This is a genomic window from Lishizhenia tianjinensis, from assembly GCF_900116425.1.
In the GTDB taxonomy this organism is placed as follows: Bacteria; Bacteroidota; Bacteroidia; order Flavobacteriales_D; family Crocinitomicaceae; genus Lishizhenia; species Lishizhenia tianjinensis.
Genome location: NZ_FPAS01000001.1, coordinates 238617 through 254613 on the forward strand (window position 1 = coordinate 238617; position 15997 = coordinate 254613).

Sequence of the window (15997 nt, forward strand, 5' to 3'; positions counted from 1 at the left end):
CACTTAAATTTTCTATAAAACTATTTATCTTTGCTTGCGATGGAAATTAAAAATGATTTAATTCTGCGTGCAGCACGTGGAGAAGATATAGAGCGCTACCCGGTGTGGTTGATGCGTCAAGCAGGAAGAATTTTACCTGAATACAGAGAAGTAAGAGCTTCTCTTTCTGGATTTAAAGAATTGGTAGAGACACCTGAATTAGCAGCAGAGGTTACGATTCAACCTGTTGATTTATTGGGGGTAGATGCAGCCATCATTTTCTCAGATATTTTGGTGGTTCCCGAAGCGATGGGATTGGAGTATCAATTGATAGAGAAAAAAGGTCCATGGTTCGAGAATACAATCAAGTCTGAAGCAGATTTACATTGGGCACAAGCCGATATAGATGTTGAGGATAAATTGTCTTACGTATTAGAGGCCATTAAGATTACCAACAAAGAATTAGGAGGTAGAGTACCTTTAATTGGTTTTGCAGGGGCTCCTTGGACAATTTTCTGTTACATGACAGAAGGTTCAGGTTCGAAAACCTTCTCAAAAGCGAGAAAGATTTTATATACAAATCCTTCTTTGGCACATGAGTTGTTAAATAGAATCACGGATGTAACCATTAAGTATTTGAAGGCTCAAATTAAAGCTGGAGCCCACATGGTTCAAGTGTTTGATTCTTGGGCTGGAATTTTAGGAAAGGAACAATACGATGTGTTTGCACTTCCTTATATTCAGAAAATAGCCGCTGCTATCACTGAAGTTCCAGTTACCTTATTTTCTAAAGGTGCGTACAGATCTATAGAAGATTTAGCAAACTGTTCGTGTAACACCGTTGGCTTGGACTGGAATATGGACATGGCTAGAGCGCGTCAAATTGTAGGGGAGACAAGAACCTTACAAGGAAACTTAGACCCTTGTGCTTTGTACGATTCTCATAAAAATGTGGAGCTTGCAACGAATAATTTGTTAAATTCATTTACAAGTAAAAGGCACATTCTGAATTTAGGACATGGAGTATATCCAGATATTGATCCTGAAAAAGTAAAAACCTTTATTAATACCGTAAAAAACTATGAATTATAAAACGAAAACAATGAAGAAACTATTTACCGTAATTCCATTGGTAGCAATTTCTCTTTTTTCTTTTGGACAAGATGAAAATGAAAATTTGGTAGAAAACGGGAGCTTTGAATCTGTAAAAGGAAAAGTTCGTCGTTTAGGACAAATAGAAGCAGCAGAAGGATGGACAGCAGCAACAGGTGCTGGAGCTGACCTTTTTGTGGGAGATAGCAAAATGCCGGATGTAATGACTCCGGAAAACGTAATGGGTACGGAAGAGCCTAAAGACGGAATTAATTATGCAGGTATTATTTCCTTTTCTTATGGAGATAAACAAGAAAGAAACTACATCACAACGAAATTTACAGAACCTTTGAAAAAAGGGGAGCGTTACCGTGTGGAGTTTTACTGTTCTTTATCTGACTTATCTAAATATGCAACCAATAAATTAGCAGCCCACATCTCTAAAAAGGAACCAGGTTCTGATGAAAAATTAAATTCATTGGTTTTTGAAGAGAATTTGGTTTTACACCCAAAGGAAGAAGTCTTTAACGGAATGTTTGGATGGGATAAAGTTTGTGGTGAGTACGTAGCCAAAGGTGGTGAGAAGTATTTAACTATTGGAAACTTTACAAATACAGCTGATGTTAAGAACGAAAGAATTAGAAAACCTCAAGATGTAAAAGGAAAGCAAATAATTGCAGCTTACTACTACATTGATGAAGTTAGTGTTCGTTTGTTAGAAGAAGATGAAGTTTGTGAGTGTAACTATGAAAAAGCTCCTAAACAAGTTTCTCAGTTAGTGTTTCAAACTGCTCCTTTGATTACCAATGAGATGACAAGTGCTGAGAAAGTATCTGCACAGAACGTATACTATGCCTACGGTAAGTCTACAGTTACTCCAGCGGGTGTGAGTTCATTGAAAGCTGTAGTGGCGGAAATGAAAAATAATCCAAGTGCAAAATTAATCATCACGGGTCACATAGATGGAACTGAGTTGGAAGCTTCTACGGAAGAAGAAGAGATGAAAGATTTAGGAAAGAAACGTGCAGAGTTTGCGCGTACTTTACTTGTAAGTTTAGGTGTTCCAGCAAACCAAATTGAAATTGTGGATGCGAAAGCAAATACAGAATCTTCGTTAATTGAAGAGGGAGATCCTGACGATTTGAGAATGGCGAAAAATAGAAGAATTAGCTTTGAGATGGTTCAATAAGAACATCGAAGTATAAAATTAAAAAGTCCCGGTTGTTTGCCGGGACTTTTTTTATTTAAGTCAAATTATTCTCTTAAAAAACCCATGCAGGGCATTTTCTGAAAACTTCAGAATGTCATGGATAGAAACGCAGGTGTAAATCTAAAATCTTCTTGGGTTAGCCCTTTTCAGGGAGAAGCTCGATATCATTGCACCGATTGATCTCTAAATATTGTAATGTTAAGTTTCAAAAACAACTGCATGGGTCGACCTTGCGGTCTAATCTTTCTGTGCCTTCTATAAGGATGAAGATCTAGTACAAAGTTAAGGAAATCTTTTTGATATATTAAGCTTATTGCAAGGGTTCTATTGTCACTACAGCACCATTACTCGGTTCCCAAAGTTGAATTCCTTGAGGTAATACAAACCTATTTTCAGGATCAACTTCTTCAACTTCCTGAGCATTAGAATAAAGAATGGTGCGTACTTCTATTTTGTTGGGATATACAAAAATGTACTTAAAACTGTCATTCATATCGGCATTTCTTGTCCATGACTTTTGATCGTCGGCAGCACGCGGAGGTGCTCCCCAACATCCCTCTCCAACATAAACAATTCCCAAACTATCATCACGTACAAATCCTTCCTCACAATTTTCACCTTCCTCACATTTCAAAATAGGCCAAGTAGATTTACAAGTATGAGAATCACATTCAATGGCTAAACGTACATTTTTGTATGCTTCAAAAACAGGCACAAAGTGTTTGTACTGTGTTTGCATTTCTTTTTTATGTTTTACATGTGGACGCATGGGGCGGTGATACATAGGTACAGACCACGTAAAGTCTTTATGTTTTTCTAAGTTGTTTCTAAGAAACCAAGTTTGTGCTCCTCCTTTCCAGATTTCACTATTCAATACTACTAGATTAAGTAAGCCCCCACCAAATTGTGTAGAATAATAAACTCGCTTTGAAGGAACGTTAAAAATATTGACCATCACTTTATTGGTGCGTTCATGGTTTCCTCGAGAAGGAACGATAGGGGTTATTCTGCCATCTTGCCCAACAGTTAAACTCCAGTCATCAAACCATTGTATCCATTCGTTTGGAGTGTCAATTGCCGTGTAATCTCCATCAAAAAGTACAGCATGAGGTTTTAATTTAGCTACCAATAGGTTGGCTTGTCTTCTAACCGCTGATCTGGTTCTTGAATCTCCACCTGCTACAAAGGCGAGGGGTGTATTGGGTGTGTTGGGTACTGTATGAAAATAAAAAGATTTAGAGAAACCATTTTTGTCTTTCACACAGAAATAATATCGCGTATCCGCTTTTAAATTTTCAAGTTCAACAAAGTGATTGTTCATTCCTTTGTCTTTGCGCTGAATAAACTTATCTATACAATTATTGAGATGTGTTGTATCTAAAGGCAGGGTATCTATGTAAAGATACTCGGCTTCCACATTGAGTTGGTCCCAACCAATGGTTGCTGTAGTTGATGCATCACCATAGAACATAACACGTACAAACCTTATTTCTGCAAAAAGATTAAAGCTGATTAAGGCACAACAAAGTATAAGTATATTTTTCATGAGCTAAATTTAAAAAGAGTTGTGGAAAGATGATTTTAAGACACAAAAAAAGTCGATGCTTAAACACCGACTTTAAATATTCATGTATTTCGAGACTAGTCTTCGATAACGATAGATTCGATAGCATCACCTTCTCTAATGTCATCAATAACATCTAATCCTTCTACAACTTTTCCGAAACATGTGTGGTTTCTATCTAAGTGAGAAGTGTTTTCTCTTGAATGACAAACAAAGAATTGAGATCCACCTGTATTTCTTCCAGCGTGTGCCATAGATAATACACCTCTGTCGTGGTGTTGGTTGTCACCATCTAATTCACAATCAATTGTGTAACCAGGTCCACCAACTCCAGTTCCTTTAGGACATCCTCCTTGAATTACGAAGTTAGGAATAACTCTGTGCCATGTTAATCCGTCGTAAAATCCTTCTTTTGCTAGTTTAACGAAATTTGCAACTGTATTTGGAGCATCTTTTTCGTAAAACTCCACGTGCATTTCACCTTTGTTTGTTTTTATTGTAGCTTTCATATTCTTCAAATTTAGCTGCAAATTTAAAGGAAATTTCAAAGAAGTGCTTGACTTTGTTGAAAAGGTAGAGAAAAGTGTAATCTAGAGGGGAATTCTAGAATTAATTAAAGTGCTTTTACTATCTTTCATTGCGTTGATTGTTTCTTTTTACTGCCGTTGAGTAGTGAACGAAATAAGCGGGACATTTCCATGTATTTCATGGGAACTAAAAATTACAATTCAGAAATACGGATATTTTTGCGACATGGAAAAACATACCATAGACAGACAAGAAACGAGCTTTTTTAGCGATATAGCAAATACACTTGTTTACAAGCAAGACGAACTTAAGGAATTCATCCATCAACCTTTTGACATTAAGGCATTTGCTCAGCAAATCAAAGATAAAGATGCAAATTATAACCACAGTTATAGGAAGGTATTGCGCGACAGTTTAATTAAGCAGTATGCCAATGTGAATACACCGGATGCAGTAGTACAGAATACACTTTTGTTAGAAAAGAAGGATACTTTTACTGTAACCACGGGACATCAGCTTAATTTGTATACGGGACCACTCTACTTTATTTATAAAATAGTACATGTCATTCAGTTGGCGAAAACTCTAAAAAAAGAATATCCGAGTTACAATTTTGTTCCTGTGTATTGGATGGCTTCTGAGGATCACGATTTTGCAGAAATAAATCATTTGAATTTATTCAACCAGAAAAGAACTTGGGAGAGTGAACAAACAGGAGCTGTGGGTAAGTTTAATTTACAAGGGTTTGAAGCTTTAAAACATGAGGTAAAATCTCTCTTTGAAAATCAGCCTGAAATAGCTCATTTAGTAGAAGAGAGTTATGCAGAAGAAGATAACTTAGCTCAAGCAACACTCAAGTTGGTGAATCAACTTTTTGGTGAGGAAGGTTTGGTGATTATTGATGCCGATGCTCCAGAGTTAAAAGCATTGTACAGACCTGTTTTGTTTAAGGAAATTGGTGAACAGTTTTCTGAAAAAGAGGTTCAAAAAAGTACAGATAAATTGATAGAGAAGGGCTTCCACGGTCAGGTGCATCCAAGAGAAATCAATTTGTTTTTCATGGAGAATGGAAAACGTGAGCGTATTATCAAGACAGAGGAAGGAAATTTTACAGCCGGCGATGATGTGTCTTTTTCAGCAATAGAAATGTTAGAGCTTATAGATGGAAAGCCCGAATTGATTAGTCCAAATGTTGTGTTAAGACCTGTATATCAAGAATGGATACTTCCAAATCTTGTTTACGTTGGAGGTGGTGGTGAAATGGCCTATTGGTTACAATTAAAAGGTGTGTTTGACGCTTTGGATTTACAATATCCTCTGATTCAAGTTAGGAATAGTGTGCAAATTGTAGACGGGGTGAGTCAGAAAAAAATGGCCAAACTTGGCTATGAGTTTGCTGATTTTCTTAATTCTACCGATGCCTTAAAGAAGGATTTTGTATTGAATAATTCTGATGAAGAAATCAATTTTGAGGACTTAAATAAGGCTTTTGATGTCTTAGAAAAGACCGTTGAGCGAGATGTTTTAAGTGTGGATAAGGCTTTGGAAAATTACGGCAAGGGAGAATTGACTAAAATGCGTAAACAAATAGAGAATATGCAAAGCAAGTTGATTCGTCATCAAAAGAAAAAATATGATGATACTTTAAAGAACATAGACAGCGTGCACGATAGATTGTTTCCTGGTGGTGGATTACAGGAAAGAAAAGAAAACGTTTTGGCCTATTTCTCTAAATACGGCATAGATAACTTTTTAAATTTATTGAAAGAGCACATGGATCCTTTGGAAAACGACCTTATTATTCTTTCAGAAAACTAAGGATTATACACCTTTTGGGTGCTGTAGTCTTCGTATAAAATGATTTGCCAGCCTTTGGTTGAAGCATTAATAGATTGCCCGAGCAAGTTTGTTCGGGCAATTATTTTTTTATCATTTTGTTCAAAGGCAATACTTTCACCGCCTAATAATTCAATTTTACCTTGATCATTTGTCGCCAGTAATCTATAATTATTGGCGCTAAGCGGTAATTCATCCACGTATGTGTAATAGGGATAGTTATCATTTACCTTGAAGTTTTTAATTTCTCTCCACACATCATCTATGTATTTTTCTAAATGATAAAGTTTGAAATGAGATTGATCTGCAAAAGAAAAATCGATTTGAATATTTTCATTTTGCTTGTGCAATTGAAAATCAAGTAAATGTATAGGTAAAATACCAGGAGTTAAATAACAACCAAAGTTTTGATACTGCGATGGGAAGCCACCCGGGGCTTGGTAAGAAGTGAAATCTCCATCCAAACCACTGTTTAGTGTTCTGTCATAAGCAATTTCATTGGTGTACACATGCGCAAAGGTGTCAGTAAAACTAGCCTTCATATAACGAATACCGGTAGTAGTTAAATTGGAAAATAGACCGTTGTCTAGCCAGTTTGTCGGTTCAGCGTAAAGTACGTAAATAGGACCATGTCCACAGAGGTTGTACCAGTAAACAGAATTAATATCTACGTCATTTCTACATATCATAAAGCGAGAATTGCTCGGGATAATCTGTTGATAGGCATCAATGAAAAGGTTTGGACAACCCGCTGCACTGTTCAATAATAATGTGTTGACTGGTTCATGCGTAAAACTGTCAATTTTTAAATGGGAGGACGAAAAGGGAAGATTGGCAGCATAATAGAATTTGAAATCTGCAGAAGTATTTATGGTGTAGCTTCCTGTATAACCAAAAATAAGTTCTCCGCTTCCCTCATTCATCCCTGAGCTACACGCGTTGATTAGTATTACCGTTAAGTAGGGTGATATGCAGTTCTGAGGGTTGTTAATATTTAAAGTTGTGGAGGTAGTTGTTAGGTAAGGGTAACTGCTTTTGATACTTAATTGGTAGGTGTTACTGGTAACTAAGGCGTGAGGTGTAGATAGATAAAGCTGGGTGTCCAGCGTATTTGTTGCTAAGGTAGTAAGAAGGCTGCTAAAGTTATTTTGGGTACTATCGTATAAGATGATCTCAAAGTAATTAGTGCTATCAAAATTTCCAATACTGTTTAGACTTATAAGTATTGAATCGCCTTGGTTACAGCTTGAGTTTAAATTAGTCGTTGAGAGTAAGTTTAGAGATATTTGATAATTGGTTGAGCAATGTGCGGAACTGTCTAGGCTAAATTCTGTAAAGCAATGTGTGTTGGCACTATCTCTAATTTCGAAGTGATTGATATTAAATGTTGAGCCTGAAATACTGCTTAGGGATTGAGGGAGCTGGAAGTCTAAGTTCTGTTGAAGTAAAGAGTCGTTTTGGTAAATATTAAATGTAGTGGTGTTTTGTCCTTCACAAAGTAGGGTAAAATCAAAATAATCATCTAAAGCATTGGAGTTACTTCCGTGATTGTTACAGGTTAAGGCGCTCAAAGTTGGTGCATGGATAAAGCAGGAGTCTTTATGTATGCCAGTTAAACACAGGTTGTCTAGTCCTAAGTAATCGTTATCCCCGTTTTGTTTAAAAGAAATGGAGATTGAAAAGGAGGATACGGAATCGGGAATATGAATGGATTCTGTTAACCATCCATTGGAGGAAATGTTGTTACTTCCATTGATTAAAATAACCTCTGTTTGTGGTATTAGGTTATAAGTGATTTGATATTTCATTTCATCTCCATTATCGAGTTCGAAATAGAAATAGTCGAAACTAAAGAAGCTGAAATTATGGTTACTTAGGTCGAAGGTATCCGTTTGTATAGTTTCGAAAAGACTTCCACCGCAATTTCCATTGAGATCTCTAACTCCCCAAAAGTAGCTAGATGAAGGAGGTATCGTTCCATTCAGGTTGCTTATGGTATCCCATAAATCAGGTAGGTTAGAGCAGGGGGGAGTTGAATAAATTAAGTTTTGATAGGACGTTGTTTCATATCCTTCAAAGAATAGGGTGTCTTGTGCTTGAATGCTGAGGCAAAGAGGGACTACAGAAATGAGTCCGACAGCCTTTTTTAGAAAGGTAGTCATATTAGGTAGGTTTGATTAGTTTAATGACTTCGTTAACTAAGTCGAAAGAAAAGTTACAAAAAAAAAGCCTTGCTACAAAATGTAACAAGGCTTCTTGAATATTGAAAAATTCTTATTTTCTATCTGACATTGGAACGTAGTCTCTTTCGTTAGCTCCAGTGTAAACCTGACGAGGTCTTCCAATTGGCTCTCCGTTTTCAACCATTTCTTTCCATTGTGCGATCCATCCTGGTAGTCTTCCTAATGCGAACATTACTGTAAACATTTCAGTTGGGATACCTAATGCTCTGTAGATAATTCCTGAGTAGAAGTCAACGTTAGGGTATAAACCTCTTTGTACGAAGTACTCATCCTCTAAAGCAACTTTCTCTAATTGCTTAGCGATATCTAAGATAGGATCATCAATTCCTAATTTGTCTAATACATCATCAGCTGCTTTCTTGATGATCTTAGCACGTGGATCGAAGTTTTTGTATACTCTGTGTCCGAATCCCATTAAACGGAATGCGTCATTTTTATCTTTTGCTTTGTCAACCCATTTCTGAAGATCACCACCGTCTTCTTGGATTTTTGTCAACATCTCGATAACTGCTTGGTTAGCTCCACCGTGAAGTGGTCCCCATAATGCAGAAACACCTGCTGCGATAGAAGCGTATAAGTTTGCTTGAGAAGAACCAACGATTCTTACTGTAGAAGCAGAACAGTTTTGCTCGTGATCAGCGTGTAAGATTAACAATTTGTTCAATGCATCAACAACAACTGGGTCTGGAGTGTATTCCTCAGTAGGCATTCCAAACATCATGTGTAAGAAGTTCTCACAGTATCCTAATTCATTCTTAGGGTACATTGCTGGGTGACGCATTGCGTTTTTGTAAGACATTGCAGCCAAAGTAGGAAGCTTCGCTAACAATCTGTGGATTGTTAAATCAATTGCTTCGTATCCTCTGTTTGGATCTTGAGACTCTGGGTAGAATGTAGAAAGTGAACAAACCATAGAAGCCAAAATCCCCATAGGGTGAGCTTGAGCTGGGTAAGCTTCGAAGAATTGCTTCATATCTTCGTGAACCAACGTGTGCTTTGTAATGCTGTTGTGGAAGTTTTCCAATTCGTGAGCCTGTGGTAATTCACCGTAAATAAGCAAGTATGCAACTTCCATGAAAGATGCTTTCTCAGCCAACTGCTCAATTGGATACCCACGATATCTTAAGATTCCTTTTTCTCCATCTAAGAAAGTAATAGCACTTGATGTACTACCTGTGTTTTTAAAACCTGGATCTAAGGTAATGTACCCTGTTTCCGCTCTTAATTTCTTGATGTCAATCGCTTTTTCGTTTTCACTTCCAGTGAAAACTGGTAGTTCGTAAACTGTACCGTTGAGTTCTAATTTGGCTACTTCGCTCATTTTTTAAATTTAATAAATTTTAAGGTTAAAATATATCGACGACTAAGATAGTAATAAACTTGATTGTTCAAAGAATTTCATTCTATCTTAAACGCGAAATAATTTTTATTGTCGCAATTATTTCAATTGTGTCAAAAATTGCTCAGGATTCATAAATCCTATTAGTTTTTTTTCTCTGTTTCCATTGTTGTTCAGCACCACAAATGAAGGGTAACTTAAACGACCATCTAACAATACTGCTGCCAGTTCGTGGTAGCCTCTTCGGCCATTGTTTACAAACTTATAATCTGTTCCAAAGAAGTTAACCGTATCCTTTTCTTCTCCGTCAAATTTCACGGCGATGTAGTCTTGATTTAATGCCTTGATAACTTCCTTATCTTTAAAAGTTGAAGCATCCATTTTCTTACACCATCCACACCAGTCTGTGTAAACATCTACAAAGATTAGTTTGTTCTGTTTTTGGGCCAAAGAAATTCCTTCTTCCATACCATACCAATGAACAGTACTATCATTTATAGTAGTTACTTTGTGCGTGGTCTCAGTTATTTCTGCTTCTTTCTTATCCTTTAAGTTAGCACAAGAAAATAGCAATAAGCCCAGCCCTAATATAGTATATGTAAATCCTCTCATTTTTATAAATGTTCTAAGGTGTAAGTATACATCATTTTAAAGAGATGGTTACGTGTATTTCCACCATAAATTCCGTGATTCTTGTTAGGGTAAATGAACAAATCAAACTGTTTGTCGGCATCAACAAAGGCGTTTATCAACTCCATGGTATTTTGGTGGTGTACATTGTCGTCAAAAGCTCCGTGTATCAAGAAGAATTTCCCTTCCAATCGCTTCACTAAGTTAACAGGAGAGTAGTTTTCGTAACCTTCCTGATTTTCAGCAGGTGTACGCATGAAACGCTCCGTGTAAATATTGTCGTAATATTTCCAATGTGTTACTGGAGCCACAGCTATACCCATTTTGAAAACGTCATTTCCTTTTAACATAGAAAGGGTTGTCATCGTTCCTCCAAAACTCCAACCTTGGATTCCCACTCTGTTTTCGTCTACATAAGGAAGTTGCGCAAAGTTTTTAGCAGCCGCAACTAAATCATCAGATTCTAAATTTCCGAGTTGTAAATAGGTCGACTTTTTAAATTTCGCACCTCTATACATTGTTCCTCTCGTGTCAACAGAAACTACCAAGTAACCCGATTGGGCAAGTAGTTGATGATATGCAAAGTTATGTCCATCAAATTTATCTAACACCATATTGCTACCAGGGCCACAGTAAATGTTAAAGTATACCGGGTATTGTTTTGTAGAATCAAAATTATCTGGCTTAATTATCCAAGCATTCAATAGATCTCCATTTGCACCTTCAAGGGTGAAGAATTCTTTGGGTTGGAAATTGTAAAGTTTTAGTTCCTCTGCAAAAATTGCGTTATCCTCCAAGGTTCTAATCACTTCTCCATTGTTTTTATGAAGTGTCGTAATTGTAGGTGTATTCGCATCACTCCATCGGTTAATGTAGTATTTCATACCTGTAGAGAACTCTGCGTGGTTGTAACCTCTATTTGCACTCAGTTTAATTGGAGTTTTAGCACTTTCTATATTCGTTTTATAAAGGGCTTTATACATGGCTCCTTCTTGGGCAGAGGTAAAGTATATGTCTTTACTTTCGGCATTGTATCCTTTGTATTCGATTACATCCCAATTTCCTTTTGTGATTTGTTTTACCTCTCCGTTTAAAAAGATTTGGTAGATGTGGTTAAAACCATCTTTTTCACTTGTTCTTATAAAAGATAAGCCATCCGGTAAGAACTCCAAGTTATCATCAATTTCTACATAAGCCTCGTCCTCCTCTTGGTACACCAACTTAGGTGTTAAGCTTTTATCTTCTGCATCAATTAATAAACATTGCAACCTATTCTGGTGACGGTTTAATGTAATTGCAACCAATTGGTTGGTATGAACCGCCCAGCTAAAGCGAGGAATGTATTCATACTCTGTTAAATCAACTTGTTTAGATTTCCCGTTCTTTGTTTTCGCTATATAAAGACCAATCTTACTGTTATCTTCTCCAGCTTTGGGATACTTGTAAGTATAGGCAGTAGGATAGAGGTCTTTGTACCAGTTTAAGGTAAATTCTTTCACATTGCGTTCGTCAAACTTTAAGTAAGCGATGTAGTTTCCATCTGGCGACCATTCAAAACCTTTGGTAAGTGCAAACTCTTCTTCGTTTACCCAATCCGTGGTACCGTTGATGATTTTATTGAACTCTCCATCTTTGGTGATTTGTTTGATATTTCCAGATTCTAGGTCTTTTACAAACAAATTGTTTTCACTTACATAAGCTACTTTGCTACCATCGGGTGAATATTCGGCCAAGGTTTGTGGGAAATGTATTTCGTCTAATGGCGCAAGTTCTTTTGTTTTTAAATCGTACACGTAATAGAGTGCATCGAAAGATCTTCTGTATTTTTTACGCGTTTGTGTAGTAAAAAGCATTTTACTTTCATCGGCGTTGAAGAAATAGTTATCTATTTTTAAAACCTCACCTCTAAAGAATAAAGTACTTCCATCTACGATTAATTCTTCTTTGTTTTCATCCGTAAAAGAATATTTATAAATGGATTTAATTTTTCCTTCTCTTTTGAACTGTGTGTAGTGTTCACCATCATTTGTTGATCTAAAACCAGCAACGCTATTTTCTTGAAAAGTATAATCTTTCCAGATGGTTTCGACATCCAATTTTTTCGATTGTGCATTTGCTGTTCCCAGTGTAACTAGCGCAAGAAGTGTAAGTAATAAAGTGTTTTTCATTGTTTAAATCTGTCTGTTGCGAAAATAATTAAAAGTTCCGAATAGCTCTGTAACCAAGGTGTCTGACCAATAGAAATGTTAAATAAACAAAGATTTAACATTTTTGGCATATGGCTTGTAAATGAAAATCCGTAATTTAATACTTGTAAAACTAAGATCATGAAAAAGAAAACCTTAATCCTACTCGGTGGATTATTAATTTCGACAGTAACTGCTTATGCTCAAACTGAAAAAGTTTATGTAACCAACAAGCGTTCGAGATTTTTTAATACACCACCATCACAAAGAATAGAAGTTGAGCACATGAATGTGGTTAAATTCGACTTATTAAATCAATTGAACGGAGAAATGAGATTCTCTTACGAACACGTAGTTGGAGATAAATCATCTATAGAATTAACAGCAGGACCAAACGTAAGTAATATTTGGTCAGGTAGATTTCTTTCTCAATACGGAGGTGAAGTCGGTAAAATGGGAGTTTCTGCAGAAGTTGGATTCAGATATTATCCACTTCGAGAATTATCTGCTCTTAATCAATTCTACATCATGCCAGCTGTTGGTGTGAAGCATTTTAATTCAGAATACCACGCGCCTGTATTAGAAGGACAGGTAACACCAGACCCTTTCTCAGGAAATGATACGCGTATCTATTACACCTTTAACATCGGTTATCAACATTGGGTATCTAAAACGATGTCTATTGATTATTTTATAGGTATGGGATTGGCTCAAAGAAATCAAAGCTCTGCATATACCACGTATAATTGGAGTCAGAACGGTGAGATGACAACAGAATGGGTACAAGAATCTACTTCTTTTCCTACCGTACAAATTAATGCCGGTTTAAGATTCGGTATTGGTTGGTCATCACTTTAATATAAATTGAACGGATACAAAAAAGGGCGACTATAATTAGTCGCCCTTTTTCTATGCTTTAAAATGTGCTTATTTCTTAAAGTTATCAGCAACAATTAAATCCTTTGTTCCGTGTGTCCAACTGTAGAAACCTTCTCCAGATTTAACACCTAATTTACCTGCAGTAACCATGTTTACTAACAACGGACAAGGTGCGTATTTTGGATTACCAAATCCTTCGTACAACACTTCCATGATTGCCAAACAAACATCTAAACCGATGAAATCTGCCAATTGTAATGGTCCCATAGGATGCGCCATACCTAACTTCATTACAGTATCAATTTCTTCAACACCAGCAACACCTTCGTGTAAAGTAATGATAGCTTCGTTGATCATAGGCATCAAAATACGGTTGGCAACGAATCCAGGGTAATCGTTCACTTCAACTGGAACTTTATTTAAGTTCTTTGAAGTCTCCATGATTAAGTTACAAACTTCATCAGAAGTAGAGTAACCTCTAATTATCTCAACCAATTTCATTACTGGAACTGGGTTCATGAAGTGCATTCCAATTACCTTATCTGCACGATTTGTAACCGCTGCAATTTTAGTAATAGAAATAGAAGATGTGTTCGTTGCAAGAATCACGTCATCTGCTGTAACTTCACTAAGGTTTTTAAAGATTTTCAATTTTAAATCTACATTCTCAGTAGCCGCTTCAACTACTAATTGAACATCTTTTACACCGTCTTCTGTAGAAGTGAAAGTTGTGATGTTGTTTAAAGTGTTCGCTTTATCGTCAGCAGAGATTTTTTCCTTCGCTACCATACGATCTAAATTTTTAGTGATCGTAGCAACTCCTCTTTCTAAACTCTTTTCTGAAATATCAATTAAAGAAACCTTATATCCACATTGAGCAAAAACGTGGGCAATTCCATTCCCCATTGTTCCTGCACCAATTACTGCAACATTTTTTATCATCTTATAATTTTTTGGTGTCGTAAAATTAAAAGTACTTTTCTAATATCCCAAGGAAGTGCTGTCTTTATGAATACGGTAAGATTTTTGTTTTTATGCATACAGATGTTTTTGTTTTATCAAAATTTAAATAACTTGTAAGGGTAAAACCTTAATTAAAAAATGTGATTGTATGAAAAGCCTATTGCTTATGTTTAGTTGTGTACTTCTTATGGGAGCTACTACCAAATCATCATCTACTGCAGAACCAACCATTTTCGGGAAGTGGATTACTATAGATGATGAAACCAATAAAAAGAAATCTGTAGTTGAAATCTTTGAGCGAGATGGAAAGGTCTACGGTAAAATTGTTAAACTCTATCCTAGAGAAGGTAGAGGACCTAATCCGAAATGTGACAAGTGTACGGATGACAGAAAAGATCAACCTTTGGTTGGTTTAGAAATTATCAGAGACATGGAGAAGGATGATGACGAGTACGAAGACGGTACTATCTGTGACCCAGAAAACGGTAAAATTTACGATTGTGCTCTTTGGTTAAACGAAGACAACACGAACCGTTTAATGGTGAGAGGTTACTTAGGATTCTTTTATAGAACTCAAATCTGGGTGAGATTGCCGGAATAAACATTAATACAATTTACTGCGTTTAATCATGTATTGTGTGAGAACGCTTTGTAAATCTTCATGTATATCTATTGTAATAAAGTCAACAGCATATTGTTGACTTTTTAATTTTATGGCATCAAAGTATTTCTTGGATTGCTCGGCGTACTTTTCTTTGATTTGATTGGGTTGAAGCTTCATTTTTTCACCCGTTTCCATATCAATTAGTACATGTGGCTTGTTGTCTAATTCAAAATTTAATTCGCGTTTCTCATCCACAACTTGGAAGATGATAACTTCGTGTTTGTTGTGTTTTAAGTGTTGAATAGCCGCAAAATAATCGTCTACTTTTTCAGGATCGTCTAAAAAGTCTGAAAAGAGTATAATTAAACTTCTTTTGTGGGTGAGTTCTGCAATGTCGTGCAATAAGGCACTTGCATCTGTGCTCGTTCCTTTTTCTTTGTTGAAATTTTGAAGTTCTTTTTCCAGTTGCGCGTATAAGAATTTGTGGTGACGAAGCGAGGATTTGGCCTCCGTATGTAAAGATAAATTTTCCTTCATCATACTTAAACCGACAGCATCTCGTTGTTTTTTTAGTAATTCTATTAAAGAGGCAATGGCATAAACGGCATAATGCATTTTATTCATTTCTTCCTCTAAAGGAAACTGCATGGAACTCGAACAATCCAAAACGATTTGGCAACGAAGGTTGGTTTCCTCCTCATACTTTTTAGTGAAGAGTTTTTCACTTCTGGCAAAAAGTTTCCAATCTATATGTCGTGTAGATTCTCCTTTATTGTAGAGTCTGTGCTCGGCAAATTCTACAGAGAAACCGTGAAAAGGACTTTTGTGGAGTCCTGTTATAAATCCTTCAACAACTTGTTTGGCCAGTAATTCAAGATTACCAAACTGTACTAAGTCTTCTCTTTTAATCGTAGTTGCCATATCGACCAAGATAAGAAAAAAGA

13 protein-coding genes are annotated in these 15997 nt (G+C 36.3%); 5 read left to right on the forward strand and 8 right to left on the reverse strand.

Features of this window, described 5'->3' with window-relative positions; all coding sequences use genetic code 11:
• The first annotated feature begins 39 nt into the window (after positions 1–39).
• Positions 40–1071, forward strand: a complete 1032-nt coding sequence (gene hemE, locus BM327_RS01075) for a uroporphyrinogen decarboxylase (protein ID WP_090245370.1) — start codon at positions 40–42, stop codon at positions 1069–1071.
• A 10-nt stretch (positions 1072–1081) separates the two neighbouring features.
• A complete protein-coding gene (locus BM327_RS01080) occupies positions 1082–2260 on the forward strand; it encodes an OmpA family protein (protein WP_170853632.1) in 1179 nt (392 codons plus the stop codon).
• Positions 2261–2591: 331 nt separating this feature from the next.
• Here BM327_RS01080 and BM327_RS01085 read toward each other — a convergent pair whose 3' ends face one another.
• Positions 2592–3827: a purple acid phosphatase family protein gene (locus tag BM327_RS01085; protein WP_090245376.1), complete on the reverse strand. Its 1236-nt coding sequence runs from the start codon at positions 3825–3827 to the stop codon at positions 2592–2594.
• A gap of 95 nt (positions 3828–3922) precedes the next feature.
• The gene (locus tag BM327_RS01090; RefSeq protein ID WP_090245379.1) at positions 3923–4354 is read right to left on the reverse strand and encodes a peptidylprolyl isomerase; all 432 of its coding nucleotides are present in this window, start codon (positions 4352–4354) and stop codon (positions 3923–3925) included.
• A 244-nt stretch (positions 4355–4598) separates the two neighbouring features.
• On the opposite strand from BM327_RS01090, the gene bshC reads away from it, so the two are divergent.
• Positions 4599–6191, forward strand: coding sequence for a bacillithiol biosynthesis cysteine-adding enzyme BshC (gene bshC / locus BM327_RS01095; RefSeq protein WP_090245381.1), 1593 nt, complete (start codon positions 4599–4601; stop codon positions 6189–6191).
• Here bshC and BM327_RS01100 read toward each other — a convergent pair.
• From BM327_RS01100 to BM327_RS01115, 4 genes are all read right to left on the reverse strand, one after another.
• A complete protein-coding gene (locus BM327_RS01100) occupies positions 6188–8371 on the reverse strand; it encodes a hypothetical protein (protein ID WP_090245384.1) in 2184 nt (727 codons plus the stop codon). The genes bshC and BM327_RS01100 overlap by 4 nt on opposite strands.
• 112 nt (positions 8372–8483) lie before the next feature.
• Positions 8484–9773, reverse strand: a complete 1290-nt coding sequence (locus BM327_RS01105; protein WP_090245387.1) for a citrate synthase — start codon at positions 9771–9773, stop codon at positions 8484–8486.
• Positions 9774–9890: 117 nt separating this feature from the next.
• Positions 9891–10403 (reverse strand): thioredoxin family protein, encoded by a 513-nt coding sequence (locus BM327_RS01110; protein WP_090245390.1) that lies wholly within the window; start codon positions 10401–10403, stop codon positions 9891–9893.
• Positions 10404–10405: 2 nt separating this feature from the next.
• Entirely contained in the window at positions 10406–12589 is a 2184-nt protein-coding gene (locus tag BM327_RS01115; RefSeq protein ID WP_090245393.1) for a S9 family peptidase, read from the reverse strand.
• Between the two features lie 159 nt (positions 12590–12748).
• Between BM327_RS01115 and BM327_RS01120 the strand changes: the two genes are divergently transcribed.
• Positions 12749–13465: a DUF3575 domain-containing protein gene (locus BM327_RS01120; protein WP_090245395.1), complete on the forward strand. Its 717-nt coding sequence runs from the start codon at positions 12749–12751 to the stop codon at positions 13463–13465.
• 69 nt (positions 13466–13534) lie between these two features.
• Here the strand turns inward: BM327_RS01120 and BM327_RS01125 are convergent, their stop codons facing one another.
• Positions 13535–14425, reverse strand: a complete 891-nt coding sequence (locus BM327_RS01125) for a 3-hydroxybutyryl-CoA dehydrogenase (RefSeq protein ID WP_090247580.1) — start codon at positions 14423–14425, stop codon at positions 13535–13537.
• 172 nt (positions 14426–14597) lie between these two features.
• Here BM327_RS01125 and BM327_RS01130 point away from each other — a divergent pair, with 172 nt between their 5' ends.
• Positions 14598–15050 carry a DUF2147 domain-containing protein gene (locus BM327_RS01130; protein WP_090245400.1) on the forward strand — a complete coding sequence of 151 codons (453 nt, stop codon included), beginning with the start codon at positions 14598–14600 and terminating at the stop codon, positions 15048–15050.
• Positions 15051–15053: 3 nt separating this feature from the next.
• Here BM327_RS01130 and BM327_RS01135 read toward each other — a convergent pair whose 3' ends face one another.
• Positions 15054–15974 carry a DUF58 domain-containing protein gene (locus BM327_RS01135; RefSeq protein WP_090245403.1) on the reverse strand — a complete coding sequence of 307 codons (921 nt, stop codon included), beginning with the start codon at positions 15972–15974 and terminating at the stop codon, positions 15054–15056.
• Positions 15975–15997 lie beyond the last annotated feature (23 nt).

Excerpts from the sequence above, each read along its gene's own strand:
- hemE (WP_090245370.1), top strand. The coding sequence starts at position 40 with ATGGAAATTAAAAATGATTTAATTCTGCGTGCAGCACGTGGAGAAGAT.
- BM327_RS01080 (WP_170853632.1), top strand. The coding sequence starts at position 1,082 with ATGAAGAAACTATTTACCGTAATTCCATTGGTAGCAATTTCTCTTTTT.
- BM327_RS01085 (WP_090245376.1), bottom strand. The coding sequence starts at position 3,827 with ATGAAAAATATACTTATACTTTGTTGTGCCTTAATCAGCTTTAATCTT.
- BM327_RS01090 (WP_090245379.1), bottom strand. The coding sequence starts at position 4,354 with ATGAAAGCTACAATAAAAACAAACAAAGGTGAAATGCACGTGGAGTTT.
- bshC (WP_090245381.1), top strand. The coding sequence starts at position 4,599 with ATGGAAAAACATACCATAGACAGACAAGAAACGAGCTTTTTTAGCGAT.
- BM327_RS01100 (WP_090245384.1), bottom strand. The coding sequence starts at position 8,371 with ATGACTACCTTTCTAAAAAAGGCTGTCGGACTCATTTCTGTAGTCCCT.
- BM327_RS01105 (WP_090245387.1), bottom strand. The coding sequence starts at position 9,773 with ATGAGCGAAGTAGCCAAATTAGAACTCAACGGTACAGTTTACGAACTA.
- BM327_RS01110 (WP_090245390.1), bottom strand. The coding sequence starts at position 10,403 with ATGAGAGGATTTACATATACTATATTAGGGCTGGGCTTATTGCTATTT.
- BM327_RS01115 (WP_090245393.1), bottom strand. The coding sequence starts at position 12,589 with ATGAAAAACACTTTATTACTTACACTTCTTGCGCTAGTTACACTGGGA.
- BM327_RS01120 (WP_090245395.1), top strand. The coding sequence starts at position 12,749 with ATGAAAAAGAAAACCTTAATCCTACTCGGTGGATTATTAATTTCGACA.
- BM327_RS01130 (WP_090245400.1), top strand. The coding sequence starts at position 14,598 with ATGAAAAGCCTATTGCTTATGTTTAGTTGTGTACTTCTTATGGGAGCT.
- BM327_RS01135 (WP_090245403.1), bottom strand. The coding sequence starts at position 15,974 with ATGGCAACTACGATTAAAAGAGAAGACTTAGTACAGTTTGGTAATCTT.